This window comes from Pseudomonas sp. MDT1-85, assembly GCF_054898065.1.
In genome coordinates, this window is record NZ_CM142715.1 from 3,166,591 (window position 1) to 3,185,238 (window position 18,648).

The 18,648-nt window shown below is 57.3% G+C and carries 19 protein-coding genes and 2 pseudogenes; 11 read left to right on the forward strand and 10 right to left on the reverse strand.

The window, feature by feature from the left end; translation table 11 throughout:
- Positions 1-27 precede the first annotated feature (27 nt).
- The 4 genes and pseudogenes from ACYZT2_RS14260 to ACYZT2_RS14275 all read right to left on the reverse strand — a co-directional run bounded on the left by ACYZT2_RS14260 (position 28) and on the right by ACYZT2_RS14275 (position 3,828).
- Positions 28-1,215, reverse strand: a complete 1,188-nt coding sequence (locus ACYZT2_RS14260; protein WP_461964886.1) for an MFS transporter — start codon at positions 1,213-1,215, stop codon at positions 28-30.
- A gap of 307 nt (positions 1,216-1,522) precedes the next feature.
- Positions 1,523-3,112 (reverse strand): ABC-F family ATPase, encoded by a 1,590-nt coding sequence (locus ACYZT2_RS14265; protein ID WP_461964888.1) that lies wholly within the window; start codon positions 3,110-3,112, stop codon positions 1,523-1,525.
- 5 nt (positions 3,113-3,117) lie between these two features.
- Positions 3,118-3,368, reverse strand: a pseudogene (locus ACYZT2_RS14270) (hypothetical protein); the annotation flags it as partial.
- 253 nt (positions 3,369-3,621) lie between these two features.
- Positions 3,622-3,828, reverse strand: a complete 207-nt coding sequence (locus tag ACYZT2_RS14275; RefSeq protein ID WP_095054913.1) for a hypothetical protein — start codon at positions 3,826-3,828, stop codon at positions 3,622-3,624.
- A gap of 369 nt (positions 3,829-4,197) precedes the next feature.
- Here ACYZT2_RS14275 and lpxO point away from each other — a divergent pair, with 369 nt between their 5' ends.
- Positions 4,198-5,097, forward strand: coding sequence for a lipid A hydroxylase LpxO (gene lpxO / locus ACYZT2_RS14280; RefSeq protein ID WP_461964891.1), 900 nt, complete (start codon positions 4,198-4,200; stop codon positions 5,095-5,097).
- A gap of 176 nt (positions 5,098-5,273) precedes the next feature.
- Here the strand turns inward: lpxO and ku are convergent, their stop codons facing one another.
- A complete protein-coding gene (gene ku, locus ACYZT2_RS14285; protein WP_461964893.1) occupies positions 5,274-6,134 on the reverse strand; it encodes a non-homologous end joining protein Ku in 861 nt (286 codons plus the stop codon).
- A 214-nt stretch (positions 6,135-6,348) separates the two neighbouring features.
- Between ku and ACYZT2_RS14290 the strand changes: the two genes are divergently transcribed.
- Positions 6,349-6,723 carry a hypothetical protein gene (locus ACYZT2_RS14290; RefSeq protein ID WP_461964895.1) on the forward strand — a complete coding sequence of 125 codons (375 nt, stop codon included), beginning with the start codon at positions 6,349-6,351 and terminating at the stop codon, positions 6,721-6,723.
- Positions 6,724-6,774: 51 nt separating this feature from the next.
- Positions 6,775-7,926, forward strand: coding sequence for a PQQ-dependent sugar dehydrogenase (locus ACYZT2_RS14295; RefSeq protein ID WP_461964897.1), 1,152 nt, complete (start codon positions 6,775-6,777; stop codon positions 7,924-7,926).
- 99 nt (positions 7,927-8,025) lie between these two features.
- Here ACYZT2_RS14295 and ACYZT2_RS14300 read toward each other — a convergent pair whose 3' ends face one another.
- Positions 8,026-9,123 (reverse strand): GNAT family N-acetyltransferase/peptidase C39 family protein, encoded by a 1,098-nt coding sequence (locus ACYZT2_RS14300; protein ID WP_461964899.1) that lies wholly within the window; start codon positions 9,121-9,123, stop codon positions 8,026-8,028.
- A 92-nt stretch (positions 9,124-9,215) separates the two neighbouring features.
- Here ACYZT2_RS14300 and ACYZT2_RS14305 point away from each other — a divergent pair, with 92 nt between their 5' ends.
- Entirely contained in the window at positions 9,216-10,802 is a 1,587-nt protein-coding gene (locus ACYZT2_RS14305; RefSeq protein WP_461964901.1) for a RimK family protein, read from the forward strand.
- Between the two features lie 7 nt (positions 10,803-10,809).
- Positions 10,810-11,733, forward strand: a complete 924-nt coding sequence (locus ACYZT2_RS14310) for a magnesium transporter CorA family protein (RefSeq protein WP_461964903.1) — start codon at positions 10,810-10,812, stop codon at positions 11,731-11,733.
- 142 nt (positions 11,734-11,875) lie between these two features.
- Here the strand turns inward: ACYZT2_RS14310 and ACYZT2_RS14315 are convergent, their stop codons facing one another.
- Entirely contained in the window at positions 11,876-12,211 is a 336-nt protein-coding gene (locus tag ACYZT2_RS14315) for a DUF2834 domain-containing protein (RefSeq protein ID WP_461964905.1), read from the reverse strand.
- A 363-nt stretch (positions 12,212-12,574) separates the two neighbouring features.
- Here ACYZT2_RS14315 and ilvA point away from each other — a divergent pair.
- Positions 12,575-13,570, forward strand: a pseudogene (gene ilvA / locus ACYZT2_RS14320) (threonine ammonia-lyase, biosynthetic); the annotation flags it as partial.
- A gap of 30 nt (positions 13,571-13,600) precedes the next feature.
- On the opposite strand, the gene eco reads toward ilvA, so the two are convergent.
- Complete coding sequence (gene eco / locus ACYZT2_RS14325; RefSeq protein ID WP_461964907.1) at positions 13,601-14,083, reverse strand: serine protease inhibitor ecotin; 483 nt, start codon at positions 14,081-14,083, stop codon at positions 13,601-13,603.
- 388 nt (positions 14,084-14,471) lie between these two features.
- Here eco and ACYZT2_RS14330 point away from each other — a divergent pair, with 388 nt between their 5' ends.
- On the forward strand, positions 14,472-14,741 hold the full coding sequence (locus tag ACYZT2_RS14330) for a DUF1652 domain-containing protein (RefSeq protein WP_461964909.1): 270 nt from the start codon (positions 14,472-14,474) through the stop codon (positions 14,739-14,741).
- Here ACYZT2_RS14330 and ACYZT2_RS14335 read toward each other — a convergent pair.
- Both ACYZT2_RS14335 and ACYZT2_RS14340 read right to left on the reverse strand, forming a co-directional pair.
- Positions 14,738-15,136 carry a hypothetical protein gene (locus ACYZT2_RS14335; protein ID WP_461964911.1) on the reverse strand — a complete coding sequence of 133 codons (399 nt, stop codon included), beginning with the start codon at positions 15,134-15,136 and terminating at the stop codon, positions 14,738-14,740. The two genes, ACYZT2_RS14330 and ACYZT2_RS14335, sit on opposite strands and share 4 nt — an antisense overlap.
- 90 nt (positions 15,137-15,226) lie before the next feature.
- On the reverse strand, positions 15,227-15,496 hold the full coding sequence (locus tag ACYZT2_RS14340) for a DUF2790 domain-containing protein (RefSeq protein WP_461964913.1): 270 nt from the start codon (positions 15,494-15,496) through the stop codon (positions 15,227-15,229).
- A gap of 508 nt (positions 15,497-16,004) precedes the next feature.
- On the opposite strand from ACYZT2_RS14340, the gene ACYZT2_RS14345 reads away from it, so the two are divergent.
- The 4 genes from ACYZT2_RS14345 (at position 16,005) to ACYZT2_RS14360 (ending at position 18,600) form a co-directional block, all read left to right on the forward strand.
- Positions 16,005-16,301, forward strand: a complete 297-nt coding sequence (locus tag ACYZT2_RS14345; protein WP_461964915.1) for a hypothetical protein — start codon at positions 16,005-16,007, stop codon at positions 16,299-16,301.
- Positions 16,302-16,408: 107 nt separating this feature from the next.
- Entirely contained in the window at positions 16,409-16,768 is a 360-nt protein-coding gene (tnpB, locus tag ACYZT2_RS14350) for an IS66 family insertion sequence element accessory protein TnpB (RefSeq protein ID WP_461964917.1), read from the forward strand.
- An 18-nt stretch (positions 16,769-16,786) separates the two neighbouring features.
- Complete coding sequence (tnpC, locus tag ACYZT2_RS14355) at positions 16,787-18,289, forward strand: IS66 family transposase (RefSeq protein WP_461964919.1); 1,503 nt, start codon at positions 16,787-16,789, stop codon at positions 18,287-18,289.
- A complete protein-coding gene (locus tag ACYZT2_RS14360; RefSeq protein WP_448091603.1) occupies positions 18,286-18,600 on the forward strand; it encodes a peptidylprolyl isomerase in 315 nt (104 codons plus the stop codon). The genes tnpC and ACYZT2_RS14360 overlap by 4 nt, the downstream gene beginning before the upstream one ends.
- Positions 18,601-18,648 lie beyond the last annotated feature (48 nt).

The following is an 18,648-nucleotide window of genomic DNA, read 5'->3' on the forward strand; positions in this document are numbered from 1 at the left end:
CGCTCCCACAAGGGATATGTGGCAGGCTTAGGCCATTGCGCGGCGCTTCAGCAGCAACGTCAAACCGAGTCCGCTCACCGACAACATCGCCGCACTAAAGAAAATCCACGAATACCCAAGGTTCAACGCCACCGCGCCCATCAGCGGTCCGGCAATCGCCAGCGCCAGGTCAAAAAACACCGCATAAGCGCTCAACCCCGCTCCGCGACTGGAATTGGGCACTTGCTTGATCGCTTCCACTCCCAGCGCCGGATACACCAGCGACAGACCGAACCCGGTCAGGCCCGCGCCGATCAAGGCATAACCCGTCGAGGGCGCCAGCCACAGCAGGGCCAGCCCGACGGTTTCAATGGTCATGCAGGCGATGGCGGAGGTGAAACCACCGAAACGGCTGATGCTGGAGATGAACAACAGTCGCGCCAGAATGAAACAGACCCCGAACACCGTCAGGCAATAAGCCGCGCCGGTCCAGCCAAGGCTGACGTAATACAGGGTAATAAATGTGGTGAGCGTGCCGTAACCGATGGACGCCAGGCTCAGGCTCGCGCCGAAGGGAGCAATGCGACCGAACACCGCCCAGAACGGTAGGCGCTCGCCGCGAATCACCGGCACCGAAGGTTTGTTGCGGATCAACAGCAACGCCATCAAGGCCAGTATCGACAGCGCAATCCCAAGGCTGGCAAACCCCAGCTCAGCGACCATCACCACGCCCAGCGGCGCGCCGATAGCGATGGCGCCGTAGGAGGCGATGCCGTTCCAGGAAATCGAACGCGCCGTGTGCTCGGCACCGACCTGGCCCATGCACCAACTGATCGTGCCGACCCCGATCAATCCTTGAGCGATGCCCAGCAACAAACGGCCAGCGATCAGGATGATCAGGCTCAACAACGGCACACTTTGCAGCAGCGTCGACAGCAATGTCAGCACGCCGCTCAACGCAATCCCCGACAAGCCGTAAACAATCGCCCGTTTGGTACCGATGCTGTCCGACATACGCCCGGCCATGGGCCGACTGAGCAGGGTGGCCAGATACTGAGAACCAATGGTCAGCCCCGCCACGATGGCGCTGAACCCCAACTGTTCGTGCACATACCCCGGCAACACCGCAATCGGCAGGCCGATGCAGAGGAAGGCAATAAAGGTATAGAAAACGATAGAAACGATCTGCAGGGTGATCGCCATGGAGCTTTGCGGGGGCAGTTGCTGCACAGACATGAGAGCTCGTTCGCGGGCGGCGGTAGGAGAACTGCATCATGGCGTGGGCGGGGAATAAAAGGAAGCAGGCTAACGATGTGGATGGCAGATCAGCATAAGCCTTCAGCATTTATCGCCCGTGAGGGACTCATCGCGAGCAGGCTCGCTCCCACATTGGATAACGGCGTACGCAGAATTTACGTTCACTGGAGCTCTACTGTGGGAGCGAGCCTGCTCGCGATGGTCTCAGCACCAAGACGTTTTGGATCTGAAATAAAAAAAGCCCCATCACCAGGACAGGGCTTTTCATTCGAAGCTTGCAGCCGTCTTACATCAAAACACCCTGACTACGCAGGTAGTCGTCATAGGTGCCGCTGAAGTCCGTCACGCCATCGGCGCTCAACTCGATGATGCGGGTGGCAAGGGACGATACGAACTCACGGTCGTGGCTGACGAAGATCAGCGTGCCCGGGTAGTTCTCCAGCGCCAGGTTCAGCGCTTCGATGGATTCCATGTCCAAGTGGTTGGTCGGTTCGTCCATGATCAGCACGTTCGGCTTTTGCAGGATCAGCTTGCCGAACAGCATGCGACCTTGCTCACCACCGGAGATGACCTTGACCGACTTGAGGATCTCGTCGTTGGAGAACAGCATGCGGCCGAGGGTGCCGCGAACGATTTGCTCGCCGCCCTGGGTCCACTGGCCCATCCAGTCGAACAGGTTGCAGTCGTCTTCGAAGTCGTGAGCGTGGTCCTGGGCGTAGTAGCCCAGCTCCGCGGCGTCGGTCCATTTCACGGTACCGGCATCCGGAGTCAATTCGTTGACCAGAGTACGCAGCAGAGTGGTTTTACCGATACCGTTCGGGCCAATGATCGCCACGCGCTCGCCGGCTTCAACCTGAAAGCTGAAGTCCTTGAACAGCGGCTTGCCGTCGAAGCCTTTGGCCATACGCTCGACGATGACCGCCTGACGGTGCAGCTTCTTGGTTTGTTCGAAACGGATGAACGGGCTCACACGGCTCGAAGGCTTGACTTCGGCCAGTTGGATCTTGTCGATCGCCTTGGCGCGGGAGGTCGCTTGCTTGGCTTTCGAGGCGTTGGCCGAGAAGCGGCTGACGAACGATTGCAGTTCCGAAATTTGTGCTTTCTTCTTGGCGTTGTCCGACAGCAGTTGCTCGCGGGACTGGGTCGCCACGGTCATGTACTCGTCGTAGTTGCCCGGGAACAGGCGCAGCTCGCCGTAGTCCAGGTCAGCCATGTGGGTGCACACGCTGTTCAGGAAGTGACGGTCGTGGGAGATGATGATCATCAGGCTGGAGCGCTGGGTCAGAATGTTTTCCAGCCAGCGGATGGTGTTGATGTCCAGGTGGTTGGTCGGTTCATCGAGCAACAGCACTTCAGGATCGGAGAACAGTGCCTGCGCCAGCAACACGCGCAGTTTCCAGCCAGGGGACACTTCGCTCATCGGGCCGAAGTGCTGCTCGATGCCGATACCCAGGCCCAACAGCAATTCACCGGCACGGGATTCGGCGGTGTAGCCGTCCATTTCGGCGAATTCGGTTTCCAGCTCGGCCACGGCCATGCCGTCTTCTTCGGTCATTTCCGGCAGCGAGTAGATGCGGTCGCGCTCGGCCTTGACCTTCCACAGCTCTTCGTGACCCATGATCACGGTGTCGATCACGGTGAATTCTTCGTAGGCGAACTGGTCCTGGCGCAACTTACCCAGACGCACGTTCGGCTCGAGCATGACCTGGCCGCCGGACGGCTCGAGGTCGCCACCGAGGATTTTCATGAAGGTCGACTTGCCGCAACCGTTGGCGCCGATCAGGCCGTAGCGGTTGCCGGCGCCGAATTTGACCGAAACGTTTTCGAATAACGGCTTGGCGCCGAACTGCATCGTGATGTTAGCTGTGGAGATCAATTACTTTACCTATCAATGGGTTGCGAGCTGCGCATTTGGCGCTTGGGCCATACCTGGGACATTCTGGAGTTTCTCTCCATCTCTCCCCAGTCACCGCTAGAGTTCAACCAGCGCGCATAAGTCGAGAGCAGCATCTGGACGCTGTGTCCAAGCTGTTGGGCAAAAAGGCGGGATTCATGCCAGACATTGCGCATATTGTCGCATAAGTGTGACGGCAGTTGTACGGTGGGCGATAACGTGTCGCAGGCTTCTCCAAGGTTCGGCCCCGGTTTGTGCAGAACCGGGGTCTGGCGAGTGTTATTTTTGTTCAGCGTTGTGTTCGGGACACTGGGCGCTGCTGTGGGTAAAGTCAGCTCCGCTTGCCCGGCCAGGTGTGTTTCAGATGGATTACTGAATGGCCAGCACCTGGTCAGGGTGGGCACCAATAACATTTCCCAGGCGCTGCGCCTCCTGTGCCGCCTCGACCTGAACAGCCGTGCGACAAACCGGCGACTGAACCAGGTCGAGACTCAGAGCAAGTAGCCAGTGGCTTGTCCGAGGTGGTTGTCCTGCCCTCCGGTGATGAGGTGCAGTGGAATGTGCTGTTGTTCATCAATGGATGGGATTTCGAAACTTCCCACTATTTGAAGGTGCCGCTCACTCAGCCCGGTCGACTCTTCTTCTTTTGCCTTAGCCATTCTCGCGTGGTTCGCTGCGATTTCATTGAGAGTTGACACGTTACATCTCCCGGTGACTGACCAAGCGTTTCGCTGGAGTCCTAAGCGTTAATTTAATTGCCGCCGCGTCAGAATTACGTCGTTCTGGGGCTGCTACGTCCGCTTCTGCAAAGCCTGAGCCAGAGGCTGTCGCGTATTGGATGCCGAGTTTACATAGGCGACGAATGGTGGTATGGCATGAAGCTACTATCGAGAGAGCGGTTCCAATTACTGGGCCGATCCGCGCTATACATTTTCACAGTTGAAGGTTAACTATTAGTTACAAAGTGTGGCTAAAATGCCAGCTTTCATCCCCATGCCGACCATTGGCATGTCTCAAGAACGCGCCATCGGACGCAGTTTGTTCACTTCTGACGTGTGACGATTTTCGTGAAACTTATCATTGCCGCTATTTATGTCATCTCCATCGCGTATGTTCATTTGCGCGGAAAAGTGCGCCACAAATTAGGCCGCCAACTAAGCGACCACTCGACGTTTCTGGCGCCGATCAATTGCTTCCTTTATCTGTTCTCCAAAACGCCTAACAAGCCTTATCTCAATCCGGCAGACTTTCCCGACTTGAGCCCTTTGCAAGCCCATTGGGAAGAGATTCGCGCCGAAGGCCAGAATCTGCTCAAGGCGGGGGAGATCAAGCGTTCCAATCAGTACGACGACGTTGGTTTCAACTCGTTTTTCAAAAGTGGCTGGAAGCGTTTCTATCTCAAATGGTACGGCGACAGTCACCCATCCGCCGCAAAGCTCTGCCCGCGCACCACTGAATTGGTGCAAAGCATCGGATCGATCAAGGCCGCGATGTTCGCCGAACTGCCACCGGGTTCGAAACTGGTCCGTCACCGCGATCCGTATGCCGGTTCGTACCGTTATCACTTGGGGTTGGAAACGCCGAACGATGCCGGCTGCTACATCAACGTCGACGGTGAGAACTACCATTGGCGCGACGGCGAAGCGGTGATGTTCGATGAGACCTTCATTCATTACGCCGAAAACACCACTGCGCAGAACCGCATCATCCTGTTCTGTGACATCGAGCGGCCGATGAAGTATCGCTGGGCGGCTGCGTTCAATCGTTGGTTCAGCCGCACGGTGATGGCGGCGGCGGGCGCGCCGAACGATGCGGGCGACAAGGTCGGTGGCATCAACCGATTGTTCGCCAGAATCTACAAGATTCGCCTGCGCGGCAAAGCGCTCAAGAAGCGTAACCGCACTCGCTACTACCTGGAGAAGTGGGCGGTTTTTGGTGGGTTGCTGGCGATTTTTGTTTTGATCTGAGTTTTGCGGTGTGGCGCATGACACCATCGCGGGCAAGCGCGCTCCCACAGTATCCGCGTCGAATACAAATTCGGCGAACGCCGCCGAACCTGTGGGAGCGGCGGTGCGGCGATCCGACTTGCCCGCGAAGAGGCCGGTATGTTCGCCGCATAATTTATGAATGCTACTGTGACTGGTCAGCCACTAGACCGTTTCGTGGTTTTTTTCTCCGAAGCAGATTTGGCTTTACTGGCCGTTTTACCGCCACCCCTGCCACCAAGACTACGTTTGAGCAGTTCAGTCAGATCGATAACATCGGCCGTCTTGCGTTCCTCTTCACCCGTAGCGGTTTCGACGGTTTCGATCTTGCCTTCATGAGCCTTCGTCTCGACCAGCGCCATGATTTTTTCTTCGAAGCTGTCGCGGTACTCCTCGGGCGTCCAGTCGGCGCTCATGTCCTCCACCAGCCGTTTGGCCATGTCGAGCTCACCTTTGGCCAGATCCGGCTTGGTCACTTCACTGCCCAGTTCCAGTTGAGCAAGGCTGCGCACTTCGGCGGGCCAGCGCAGCTTCACCAGCACCATGGCTGATTCCAGCGGCATGAGGGCGGCCAGGTACTGGCGGGTGTGCAAAACAACGCGGGCCAGGGCGACCTTGTTGGTTCTGCTGAGCGTTTCGCGTAACAGCGCATAGACCTTGCCGCCGCGTTTATCCGGGGCCAGGTAGTAGGGCGTATCGATGTTTTGCAGGGGGATTTGCTCGCTGTCGACAAAGGCAAAAATGTCGATGGTTTGGGTCGACACGGGATGGGCCGAACGAATCTCCTCTTCGCTAAGCACCACGTAGCGCCCCTTTTCGTACTGGACCCCTTTGACGATGTGCTCCTTGGTGACTTCCTTGCCAGTGACTTTGTTGACGCGCTTGTAGCCCACCGGCTCCATGCTGCGGCTGTCTAGCCAATCGAAATCCACCCCGTGGGAAGACGTCGCCGAGACCAGCGCCACGGGGATGTGCACCAGACCGAAACTGATTGCGCCTTTCCAGATTGCCCGTGCCATCGTCGTGCTCTCGTCAGTCGATTGATGTTCAGGTGACCTGTGGCCAAGGGCAAAAGTTTCAGTCGGCGGCGGCCCGGTCCTGCGGGCGGATCGGCGGTACGGTTAACTCGTGTTACATCTTGTGGAGCAGGTTTTGGTTAACAAATCCGGACCCTGGGCGTAGCGTGGCTCTATTCATCCATGAAGCATGGCGCGCTCATTTAGAGAGGTCCCCATGAACCGATGTGTGCTCGGCGTCATCGCGATGGCATTGAGTGGCGTGCTAAGTCCTTTGGCTCTGGCAAACACCGCATCGCCGTCCTCGCCCTTGCTGCTGGCGCAGAACCTGCCGGGCAGCACCAGCAACAATCCCTACAACAGCCCGATTCGCCGGGCCAATCCCAACAGCATGCAAGGCACGCGACCCCACATTCCGGTGATCCGCGGGCCAGGCACGGTGCCTGTGCCACGACCGCCAACGCTCGATAACGGTGGTATCGGCAATCGCTATCCGCAGGATCGACCGGCTCCCACCAGCCAACCGACATTTATTCCCAATTCAGCCATTCCCAATCCACCGCCCCGGGACTCGGACCGCAACTACCGTTGAACGGCAGGACAGAAGTCTTGCCAGCCCTATTGACGACAAAAGGAATCGTGCATGTTGCGTAAAACCCTCTTGGCCACTTTCTGTGCCAGCGCGTTATTGACTGTCATGGCGCCCGTCTTTGCGGCGCCCACACAGGATTTTAAAAGCGAGCAGGGCATCCTTGAGCTCACGCCAATCGTAAAAGGCCTGGAGCATCCCTGGGCGCTGGCGTTTCTGCCCGACCGCCAAGGGATGCTGGTGACCGAACGGCCCGGCAACCTGCGGGTGGTCAGCGCCGACGGCAAACTTTCGGGCCCGCTCAGCGGTGTGCCGCAGGTCTGGGCCAAGGGGCAGGGTGGGTTGCTCGATGTGGTGTTGTCGCCCGATTTCAAGCAAGACCGCATGGTCTACCTGTCTTATGCCGAAGGGGGTGGTGAGGGCGGCAAGGCCGGTACGGCGGTCGGTCGCGGACGGTTGTCCGAAGACCTGACGGCCATCAAGGGTTTCAACGTGATCTTCCGTCAGGAACCCAAGCTCTCGGTCGGCAATCACTTCGGCTCGCGACTGGTGTTCGACCGCGACGGTTATCTGTTCATCACCCTGGGCGAGAACAACGAACGGCCCACGGCACAGGATCTCGATAAACTGCAAGGCAAGATCGTGCGGCTCTACCCGGACGGCAAGGTGCCGAAAGACAATCCCTTTGTCGGGCAAAAAGGCGTTCGCCCGGAAATCTGGTCCTACGGCCAACGCAACCCGCAAGGCGCGGCGCTCAACCCCTGGAGTGGCACACTCTGGGAAAACGAGCACGGCCCTCGGGGCGGCGACGAGATCAACATCATTGTACGAGGTAAAAATTACGGCTGGCCGATGGCAACCCACGGCATCAACTATTCCGGCCTGCCGGTCCCGGAAGCCAAGGGCGAAACCGCCGAAGGCACTGTGGGCCCGCACCATGTCTGGGAAAATTCCCCCGGCCTCAGCGGCATGGCCTTCTATGACGGCGATCGCTTCAAGGCCTGGCAGCACAACGTGTTTATCGGTGCGCTAGTGAGTCAGGAGCTGATTCGCCTGCAGTTCGACGGCGACAAAGTTGTTCACGAAGAGCGGTTGTTGGGTGAGCTCAACAAACGGATTCGCGATGTACGGCAGGGGCCGGATGGGTATTTGTATGTACTGACCGATGAGGACGATGGTGTGTTGTACAAGGTTGGGTTGAAGTAAGGGAAGAGCAAAGATCGCAGCCTTCGGCAGCTCCTACATGGCTCAGCGTACTCCTGTAGGAGCTGCCGAAGGCTGCGATCTTTTCAGGCGTGAGCAAATTCAGCTGCAGGCATAGAGAATCACCGCTGCCCGCAGCTTTCCCCGTCCGAAACTGCACATTTTGTCGAATTCCCCATGGCTGACCGGCAAGTGCTGGCAGTCCATCGGCTGACGATGCTGGCTGTGGTCCACATCCGGATCGTGCAGGTAGACGAACTCGTCATCGCAATCGGTGACGCACACCCAGTGCGGCGCCTTGGAACGGGTCAGGCGATAGCTGCTGATCAACACCAGCGGCTGTCCACCATCGTGCAATAACCGTGGCAGGTCCAGTGGTCCGCCGATCATTCGCTCCACGTCGGTGTCTTGCAATTGCGCCGTGAACTCCTCGTGTACCAGGCGCATTACGTCTTTTTTATGCACATCGCGCACGCCGTCGAGAAACAGCGGCCCGGCCATGCTCAGTTGCAGTCGCACCCGAAAGCCACGCCGCCACGCTGCCAGCGCCAGACCTTGAGGGCTGCAGCCACCATGGCCAGACGTCATGAACACCGTGGTCGCCTCGCGCCAGATTTGCAGTTCTTCGCTGCGCTCCAGCGCTCGATCGTCTTGCAGCGCGCCCATGGCCATCAGCAGGCAGGCCGGGCCACAGGTGAACTCGGTGGTCTGCGGGTAGTAAGGCACCTTGATGTTGCGTGAATCGCGGTGCTGGAGGATACGTTTTTCCAATCGCAGCGCGTCGGCATGGTCCTGGTAATAGTCGTGAATCAGCGCGAAACGCCGGTAGCCGTTGCGCTCATACAGAGCAATCGCCGTCGGATTGTCGATGCGCACTTCCAGCCGCAGGTAGGCGCAGTCATGCTCAATGGCGCAGGCCTCGACACGTTCGAGCAATTGTTTGCCCAGTCCATTGCCACGAGCATCAAGGGCAATCGCAATCGAGTACAGGCGCGCCAGTGAAGTGCCCCGGTGAAACAGCACCACCGCATAGCCCACCAATAGCTCCCCACATTGGGCCACCAGCAGTTGCCCGTGAGCCCGCGTGATCATCCATTGAAAGCTGCGACTGTTGAGCCGATCCGTGGTGAAGCATTGCTGTTCGAGTTCCAGCAGTGCCGGCAAATCTTCAATGACCGCCAGGCGAAAAACAGTATTCATATGACCGCCGTAAAAGTTGCGTAACGAAACGGGACTTTCGAAAAAGTTCGTGCTTAATAGGAAAGGTCTTGTTCTTCAATGGATCAATCACTATGTCAGCGGTACAAGGTCATTGGCGCGAAGTATCTGAGCAAACGTTGCCGGCAGCAATAACTTCTGCAAACTATTTAAACGGTTCAAGCAGAACTTCCAGCCCGTTGATTATTATCGTCGAACGCAAGGAAGACTGGGCCTCCTACTTCCCCAGTGAAGACATCGTCACCGCCCAGGAATACCTCGAACAGACCCGCGACAACGAGCAGGGCAAGCGCGTTCAGGTGATCAACCTGTGCCGCAGCTACAAGTACCTTGGGCACGGTTATTACTGCTCGCTGCTGGCCGAGGCGCGGGGGCACAAGGTTATTCCGTCGGTGCGGACCATCAGCGAACTGACCCGAAAATCGCTGTATGGCCTAGCCCTGGATGATCTGGATAAAACCCTGGAAAAGGCCCTCAGCAATCACCTTTACAGCGATACCGAAGGGTTTACCCTGACACTGTACTTCGGCAAAACCTCTATCGAGCCATTACAGGATCTGGCTCGACAGTTGTTCGAGGTTTTTCCTTGTCCGATATTGCTAGTTGAGTTTCGTCGAACTAATGGTTGGCACATCGAAGGTGTAAAGTTTGGCGCCTTGCATAAATTGCGTGAAGATCAGGAAGATCAGTTCGCTAATGCGCTCGACAGTTTCAGTCGCAAGATCTGGCGCATGCCGCGCTCCAGGCGATTGGCCCGTTATGACTTGGCCATTCTGCACGATCCGCAAGAAGCATTGCCGCCCTCCAATCCCAAGGCTTTGGACAACTTCGTCAGGGTCGGCAAGACACTAGGCATCGACGTCGAGCTGATTGAACGCAAGGACTACGCCCGAATCGCCGAATACGACGGGCTGCTGATCCGCGAGACGACGAGCGTCGACAACCACACCTACCGCTTTGCGAAAAAGGCCGAGAGCGAAGGTCTGGTTGTGATGGACGACCCGGCGTCGATCCTGCGCTGCACCAACAAGGTGTATCTGACTGATTTGCTCAAGAGCCATCAGCTTGGCATGCCCGCCACTGAAATCCTCTACAAGGAACGACCTGAAGATTTCGAGCGGGTAGGCGAGCGTCTGGGGTTTCCATTGGTGCTGAAGATACCCGACGGTTGTTTCTCAAAGGGCGTCATCAAGGTCGAAAGCCAGCAAGCCTTGCTCGAGGCGACTGCCGAACTGTTCGAACACTCGGTGCTGCTGCTGGCCCAGGAGTTTTTCTACACCGAGTACGACTGGCGCATTGGTGTGCTCAATCGCAAACCGATTTTTGCCTGCCAGTACTTCATGTCCAAGGGCCATTGGCAGATCTACAACCACAAAGCCAAAGGCCAGGACATCAACGGCGAATGCCGCACCCTGGCGGTTCACGAAGCGCCGCGAGCGGTGGTTGAACTGGCGGTGAAAACCGCGAATCTCATCGGCGACGGCCTCTACGGCGTCGACCTCAAACAGTCCGGCGACAAAGTGGTGGTGATCGAAGTCAACGACAACCCGAACATGGACGCCGGCATCGAAGACGCCTACTTGCAGGACGATTTGTATTCCTTGGTATTGGAAGAGTTTGTCCGCCGGCTGGAGCTCAAACGCCGCGGTCAGGCCTGGTGAGCGGCCGATGATCAAGAGCTTTCAACTGACCCACGGCGCGCTGCAAGCAGTCGAACGACTGGACGCCGACGTTATGCTGTTCAGCAACCCCGATGCGGCGGAGCGGGACTTGCTGCACAGCCATTTCAAGCTCGATGAACACGCGTTGGCCTCGGCCTTGGACCCCGATGAGGTGTCGCGCATCGAGTTTCACCCCGACAACCTGTTCCTGATCTGGAAGCGCCCGGAAAACTATTCTGGCGCCGGCAGCCTGGCCTTCGAAGTGTCGTCCTGCGGCTTGCTGTTTTCCCCGGGACGTCTGCTGGTGATCGCCACTGACGATGCACCGCTCAGTGGCCTTGGCACGCGGCAGCCACTGAACACGCCGCTGGATGTGTTGCTCGACCTGTTGTTCAACAACATCCATCACTACTTGGGCCATCTCAAGGTGATCAAGATGGTTGCCCGGGAGTTGCAGCAAAAATTCAATGCGTCGATGCAGAACCAGCACCTGATCCAGATGTTCAACCTCAGCGAAAGCCTGATTTATTACATCAACGCCATCCACAGCAATGGCGCGGTCCTGACCCGACTGCGCAATCATGCGGCGAAAGAACACTTCAGCGCCGAAGCCATTGGCCTGATCGACGACCTGATCATCGAAAACAACCAGTGCTACAAACAGGCGGAAATCTACTCCACGGTGTTCTCCGGGCTGATCGACGCCCGGGGTAACCTGATGAACAACAGCATGAACACCCTGTTGCGCAAACTCACACTGATCAACGTGGTGTTTCTGCCGTTGAACCTGATTGCGAGCATTGGCGGCATGTCCGAGTTCAGCATGATGACCGCCGGCACGCCGTGGTGGATTTCCTATCCGTTGTTTCTGACGGTGATGCTGCTGGGGGCTGGGGGGATGGTGATCGGCCTCAAGCGCCTGGCGAAGTGACTTTGGCGGCTGTCAGATCGCCTTCGCGAGCAAGCCCGCTCGCACATTTTGATCTGGGTTGCCCAACTTTCGAGTCCGGCACAGCCCCCTGTGGGAGCGAGCCTGCTCGCGATAGCCATCTCAAAATCAGACCAATTCTGGATCATGCTTGTTGAGTGGCATCGATGGAGTTCTTGCGGCGTTGAAAACCCCGCACCACCAGATACAACAACGGCCCGACAGACACAAAAATCGCCGTCACCAACAGATAGGGAATCACCGACAACCCCGACTGCCCACGCTTGCGCGCATCCTTGTACATCCAGATACCGGCAAGCGTCGCCAACAGGTACAAGTCGATCACCACCTGCGCGGTATCGGGCCGCGACATCAGGCTGATGCCGAAATCGAGCAACGACTGCTCGGCTTGCAGCATCACCGAAACGGTATAGCCGGCGAAAGCGATCAGGGCAATGAGGGGCAGGGCGACAGACTTCATGGTTTCCTTCCTTGGGACAATGAGCAGAATCGCCAGCCTACAGCGACCGTTGAAAATTGGCCATTGACTTGCCATCAGCGTCCGGCTAATTTCCAGCCATGACTTCCACCGTATTGCGCTGCCAGCCAAGCATTATTACCGCCATTCCTTATTTGGCGGGCTAGCTCACGACTGCAGCACCCAACCCGCCCTAGAGGCGGGTTTTTACTTTCTGTCTCCTGGGTTTTGAGCTTGCCGGGCGCACGCAACCCTATGTAGGAGCTGCCGCAGGCTGCGATCTTTTGATCTTGAAAAGCAAAGATCGCAGCCTTCGGCAGCTCCTACGCCGGCCGTGTAAACCCGGATACCGTAAAGGAGACGACCATGAGCAGCACCCTCGCCCAGCAGAGCTTGCTTGAGCACTACGTAAAAAAGATCCTCGCCGCGCCGGTTTACGAACTCGCCGTGCGCACGCCGTTGCAAGCCGCACCGGCCTTGTCTGAGGCATTGGGCAATCAGATCCTGCTCAAGCGCGAAGACTTGCAACCGACGTTTTCCTTCAAGATCCGCGGCGCCTACAACAAACTGGTGCACCTCAGCGATGAACAGAAGGCCTGTGGCGTAATCACGGCCTCGGCGGGCAATCATGCCCAAGGCGTAGCATTGGCGGCCCGCGAGTTGGGGATTGCCGCCACCATTGTCATGCCCTGCACGACACCGGAATTGAAGGTGCACGGGGTACGCAGTCGGGGAGCCGATGCGGTGTTGCACGGCGAGAGTTTTCCGTTTGCGCTGGACTATGCGCTGAACCTGGCACGGACAACCGGTCGCACCTTTGTCTCGCCCTTCGACGATCCGGACGTGATCGCGGGGCAGGGCACCGTCGCCATGGAAATCCTTCGCCAGCACCAAGGGCCGCTGGACGCGATCTTTGTTCCGGTGGGCGGGGGCGGCTTGATCGCCGGGATTGCCGCGTACGTTAAATACCTGCGCCCTGAAGTCCGCATCATTGGCGTCGAGTCGGAACATTCCGCCTGCTTGCAGGCTGCGTTACAGGCCGGCGAACGGGTCGTGCTGCCAACCGTCGGTACCTTCGCCGATGGCGTGGCCGTCGCAGAGATCGGCGCCCATGGTTTCGAGGTCTGCCGGTTTTGCGTCGATGAGGTCATGACCGTCAGCAACGACGAACTCTGCGCCGCCATCAAGAACATCTACGACGATACCCGCTCGATCACCGAACCTTCCGGCGCCTTGGCCGTGGCCGGGATCAAGCAGTACGTGGGACGAACCGGCGCACAGGGGCAGACCCTGGTCGCCATCGATTCCGGAGCGAACATCAATTTCGACAGTTTGCGGCACGTGGCCGAGCGCGCTGCGTTGAGCGGCGCCTCGGCTTGAAGGACGGACCGGTTATTCCTGAACGGCTTTCTCGACATGGCTCGACGCCGACCAGATCCGGTAGCGCACTTCGACGTCCTTGGGCACATAGAGTACGATCGGCAATTTGCTGTTGTAGCGCAGCCTGAAACCGTCACCGACCACCGGTACGAAGTCCTTTTTGCGCTTGCCATCCGGGCAGGCCATCAGCGTGCTCATCGGGCCGATGACGTTTTCCAGCCGGTAATACGGGTAACCCCACCCTTCAAGGTTCTTTTCCTCAAGCATGCCGCCCAGGCGTTGACGGTTGCAGTCGACGGTCAGGGTCTTGCCCGCCAGAATTTCGATTTCATAACCGTCTTCCTGTTGTTGCGGGGCGAGGTGAATGACCTGGCGGGTAAAACCGCTCTCGGGCTTGGGATACGGCGCGACGTCTTCGAGGGTTGCGGCGTGGGCTACGGACGACAAAATGGCAACTATCAGCCCGACGGTCGTGTTAAGCGGCAAAGCACCCATGATGCCTCCTTGCGTGTGTGTGGGGTCAGTGGATACTGAATGGATGGGCCGCATTTTCTCTGCCGCCCTCACCCAATGCAAACCCGCCATCAGGTGTTTGCAAAATGCAGGTCTTGAAACAGGACCTTTCTTGCATTTTGCATGACGCGATGTGATGCCATTTCTCCAAAACCCTTGATTTGCCGACGAGACGCAGAGCGAAATTCTGGGCATGTTTTATGCTGAAGCTGTCTTGAGCTGACCGTGATGCCTATTGAGTCAGCCTGAAACAAGAAAGCGGTTGGACGTTGGAACAAAGAGGCCCTCCACGGAAGAAAAGCAATGGGCGATTCGAGCTCCGACCGACATTGATTTTTGATTGGCAATCTCACAAACCGAGAGGGTGGCCATGTTTCTTTCTGCCTTGGAACTACGCAATATCGTTGAAAGCAGTTTTCTCCCGAAACGCTGCCAATGCACGCTGTCGCCGGACCTGTCGATGACCGTCAAGGTGTATTCGGACGTCGAGACTGACCATCTCGACCTGTGCGTCACCGGCATAGACGCCCATCGCCTCAACGGGTGTCGGGAGATCAATAACCTGATCGCCGAGTTACGCACCGACCTTGAGCACAACAGGCATAGCCAGCTGTTGCACCCGATGTCAAAAACCCATTAACCGGCCGTTTCACCGAGTTCGAGCGACACGCGTCGGGTCTGGACAAACCCCAGACCCAGCGCCAACTCCACCAGGATCGCCAGCAAAATACCCGGCCCGGCATGACCATTGAGCCATTCGCCGAAGCCCAATGCTGCCAACCCGAAACACCCCACCATAAAGCCGCTGCACATCGCACTTCGTGCCGACGAGGGCGGTGCCTGCCGCACGAGATAAAACATCACCCCCAACGCGCCGAACAGCACCGCATTGCGCCTGGCGACAAAACCCGCCGCGGACGAATACTCGATACTCCAGATCGCCAGCAACCCTTGCGGCATCAAACCCCAGACCAGCGCCAGCAGAAAACAAAGCGCGGCGGTGAACGTTGACAGCGTGCGAAACGAGAACTGCATGGCGAATCCTTTCGGCAGTGAGGGAGACGCCGAAGCATAGCGTCAGAACCCTCACAGGCCTACCGGCAAGCGCCGAATCAGAACCTTCTGTCAGTTCTGATAACTGCACGCGTCAGAAAATTTTTGGTAGGTTATTTCCGCAGGCTTGCCCGAGACGCTATCGATGTATTTCATGTTGGCCGTGACCACTTTGCAGTCCAGCGTCGACGGCTCAGTCATGGAAATGACCTTGCCCACATTCAGCGGCATGCCGTAGTGGTAAGGCACGGCCTGGGAGGACGACGTGTCGTTGGCCTGAGCGAAACCGGCGAGCGCGGTGCAGGCGAGGGCGGTGGTTATCAGTGGTGTTCGCATGTTCATGATGGGGCTCCAGTGCAGGGGGAAATCAGTTCGACTGAAGAACGTCGAACCTGCCGCACTGGGCGTCAGACGGGGCTGAAGGCGTGCGGTCCAGTAAAGCTTTGGACCGTGGGGTTAAGCGATGGTTAACCGGGTTGCATGCCGCCTGTCGCGAGGAAGTTTCTGACAGAGGTTTCATGTAGGTAAAAAAACTGAGGGAGCTTCGGCTCGTTCCTACACGCCTGGATGCCTTGTCGTCTTTCGGCACTTGGCTTGTAGCGATTACTGTTTGGCATCGCTGCAAAATCAGCGAACAGGTTTGGTCACCTGATATCCCGCACACATATGTGCCATCATTCGCCCTGCGGACATCTTTGTCTTCGTTGTGGCGTTGTTATGGCGGCTGTGTGCTGGACGCCTTCGGGCGAGCCGATTTGCGGGTTATCGGTTGACCAAGCCTGTACACAGTCCGCCTCCATCGTTTGGTCACGGTGCTGGCGGTTACTTAACTAACGTTTGAGTAATTCTTATGCCAACGTTCAACCCGTTTCCTGTTCGCTATCGTTCAATCAAAAGTAGCATTACCGACTCAAATCCCTTGGTTATCGACACAGAAGCCAACCCCCAAGATATTCTCGAAGCCGCGTTGCAACGCATCCGAGCCTCCAGTCAGTTACTTGAAACGCTCCACTGCCTATGCTTCAAGCACGGCGATGTTCAGGACATTCCGCACATTACCCATGCGCTTTATCTGCTGACTCAGGATGGTTGCGATCTGTTGACGGTTGCTCAGCAGCGGATGATGGGCTGGAAAGCGCCGGTCTGACGTCACCCTATAAGTTGCTTTATTGTAAGCGCGCCATGAACCCCACATTCAAAGCCACCATATGATCGCGGATGCTGTGCTCCCGAATTTTTCTGGAGCCGTCCGCCATGATGCGACCCGACGCCAAAGTCGAAAAAGTCTACCTCTACCCCAAGTCCGTGGATTTCCGAAAATCCATCGATGGCCTCGCTGCCCTGGTCGAACTGGATATCAAGGTGGCGGTATTCGACCCGGTACTTTTTGTTTTTCTGAATCGCCCCCGGAACCGAGTGAAAATCCTTTACTGGGAGCGCAATGGCTTTTGCCTTTGGCTTAAGCGCCTGGAGTCCGAGCGTTTCAAAACCTCGCCCGACGTTACTGACGAAGCCATCGTATTGAGCGTCCAGGAACTGAACTGGCTGCTTGACGGTTTTGACCTTTGGCGCAACCGTCCGCATCAGGTTTTGACGCCGCGATTTGTTGCTTGATTGGGTATAATCCGGGCCATGATTTCCAGGCCCGACAACTTTCCCGATGATCTGACTGCGCTCAAGCAATTACTTGCTCAGATGCAGTCGAAGGTCGTTTTTCTTGAAGAAGAGAATGCGCTGCTTCGTCAGCGCCTGTTCGGGCGCAAGTCTGAGCAAACGGCTGATCCGGCGACACCACAACTGCCGCTGTTTAATGAAGCCGAAAGTATCGACACGCTAGCGCCTGTTGCTGCTGACGAAGAAGTTGTCGCCCCGACCAAACGCCGTGGCAAACGCAAGCCACTACCGGCTGACTTGCCACGCATCGAAGTTATCCACGAACTCCCCGAACACGAACTGACCTGCGTTTGCGGCTGCCGCAAACATGCCATCGGCGAGGAAACCAGCGAACAGCTGGAGATCGTGCCGATGCAGATCCGGGTGATCAAACATATCCGCAAGGTCTACGGCTGCCGAGGCTGCGAAACAGCACCGGTCACTGCCGACAAACCCGCGCAACTGATCGATAAAAGCATGGCCAGCCCCAGCGTGCTGGCGATGCTGCTGACCACCAAGTACGTCGATGGCCTGCCGCTGCACCGCTTCGAAAAAGTCCTCGCTCGCCACGGTGTCGATATCCCGCGTCAAACTCTGGCGCGCTGGGTGATCCAGTGCTGCGAACACTTCCAGCCGCTGCTGAATCTGATGCGTGATCGGTTACTGGAAAGTCCGATTGTTCACTGCGATGAAACGCGAGTGCAGGTGCTGAAAGAGCCAGGTCGAGACCCGACCAGCCAATCCTGGATGTGGGTACAAGCCAGCGGCCCACCGGAGCGACCAGTCCTTCTTTTTGACTACACCACCAGCCGAGCGCAGGAGGTGCCATTGCGGCTGCTCGGCGACTATCGTGGTTATTTGATGACTGACGATTACGCCGGCTATAACGCCTTGGCCGCACAGCCGGGTGTCGAGCGTTTGGCTTGTATGGCCCATGTACGGCGCAAATTTGTCGATGCGCAGAAAGTGCAGCCCAAGGGTAAAACCGGTCGGGCCGATGTTGCGCTGACGATGATCAACAAGTTGTACGGTATCGAACGTGATTTGAAAGAAATGACGGATGAGCAGCGCTTTGCCGGTCGCCAGGAACAGAGCTTGCCGGTGCTCGCGCAGTTGAAAAGCTGGCTGGAGAAAACTCACCCGCAAGTCGCATCGCAAAGTGCTCTCGGCAAGGCGCTCAGTTATCTGGCCAGCAACTGGAGCCGGCTGGAGCGTTACGTGGAGGCCGGTTTTTTACCGATCGACAACAATGCCGCCGAAAGAGCAATCAAGCCGTTTGTCATAGGGCGCAAGGCATGGTTATTCAGCGATACGCCCAAGGGCGCCGCAGCCAGTGCGCAGATCTACAGCTTGGTCGAAACCGCCAAAGCTAACGGCCAGGAGCCCTATACGTGGCTGCGCCACGTACTGGAACGATTACCGCAGGCTGAATCGGTTGAAGATGTTGAGGCGTTACTACCCTGGAATTGGAGGGCATCATGAGTATCAATATTGATCATCTGAGCGTCGATGAATTAGTGACATTGAATCATCACATTATCGAACGGCTGAAGATGTTGGAGTCGTTGGAGGCTCATAAATCGATGATGCAGTTCCATCCGGGAGCACGGGTAAGCTTCGATTCACCCAATGGTGAGCGCCTGTCCGGTACCGTCATGAAGTTCAACCGCAAGACCGTCACAGTGGTAACCGACACCAGCCAGCGCTGGAATATTTCGCCGCACTTACTGTCACCGATCAAAAACGTGCAGGCGGGGACGGTAGTGGATATGAAGCCACAAAAAATGAAGTAACCGCCACGAATGGTCTCCGCGCCAGAATGATTTGATTTCACACCCGAT

Excerpts from the sequence above, each read along its gene's own strand:
- ACYZT2_RS14260 (WP_461964886.1), bottom strand. The coding sequence starts at position 1,215 with ATGTCTGTGCAGCAACTGCCCCCGCAAAGCTCCATGGCGATCACCCTG.
- ku (WP_461964893.1), bottom strand. The coding sequence starts at position 6,134 with ATGGCACGGGCAATCTGGAAAGGCGCAATCAGTTTCGGTCTGGTGCAC.
- ACYZT2_RS14290 (WP_461964895.1), top strand. The coding sequence starts at position 6,349 with ATGAACCGATGTGTGCTCGGCGTCATCGCGATGGCATTGAGTGGCGTG.
- ACYZT2_RS14295 (WP_461964897.1), top strand. The coding sequence starts at position 6,775 with ATGTTGCGTAAAACCCTCTTGGCCACTTTCTGTGCCAGCGCGTTATTG.
- ACYZT2_RS14300 (WP_461964899.1), bottom strand. The coding sequence starts at position 9,123 with ATGAATACTGTTTTTCGCCTGGCGGTCATTGAAGATTTGCCGGCACTG.
- ACYZT2_RS14305 (WP_461964901.1), top strand. The coding sequence starts at position 9,216 with ATGTCAGCGGTACAAGGTCATTGGCGCGAAGTATCTGAGCAAACGTTG.
- ACYZT2_RS14310 (WP_461964903.1), top strand. The coding sequence starts at position 10,810 with ATGATCAAGAGCTTTCAACTGACCCACGGCGCGCTGCAAGCAGTCGAA.
- ACYZT2_RS14315 (WP_461964905.1), bottom strand. The coding sequence starts at position 12,211 with ATGAAGTCTGTCGCCCTGCCCCTCATTGCCCTGATCGCTTTCGCCGGC.
- eco (WP_461964907.1), bottom strand. The coding sequence starts at position 14,083 with ATGGGTGCTTTGCCGCTTAACACGACCGTCGGGCTGATAGTTGCCATT.
- ACYZT2_RS14330 (WP_461964909.1), top strand. The coding sequence starts at position 14,472 with ATGTTTCTTTCTGCCTTGGAACTACGCAATATCGTTGAAAGCAGTTTT.
- ACYZT2_RS14335 (WP_461964911.1), bottom strand. The coding sequence starts at position 15,136 with ATGCAGTTCTCGTTTCGCACGCTGTCAACGTTCACCGCCGCGCTTTGT.
- ACYZT2_RS14340 (WP_461964913.1), bottom strand. The coding sequence starts at position 15,496 with ATGAACATGCGAACACCACTGATAACCACCGCCCTCGCCTGCACCGCG.
- ACYZT2_RS14345 (WP_461964915.1), top strand. The coding sequence starts at position 16,005 with ATGCCAACGTTCAACCCGTTTCCTGTTCGCTATCGTTCAATCAAAAGT.
- tnpB (WP_461964917.1), top strand. The coding sequence starts at position 16,409 with ATGATGCGACCCGACGCCAAAGTCGAAAAAGTCTACCTCTACCCCAAG.
- tnpC (WP_461964919.1), top strand. The coding sequence starts at position 16,787 with ATGATTTCCAGGCCCGACAACTTTCCCGATGATCTGACTGCGCTCAAG.
- ACYZT2_RS14360 (WP_448091603.1), top strand. The coding sequence starts at position 18,286 with ATGAGTATCAATATTGATCATCTGAGCGTCGATGAATTAGTGACATTG.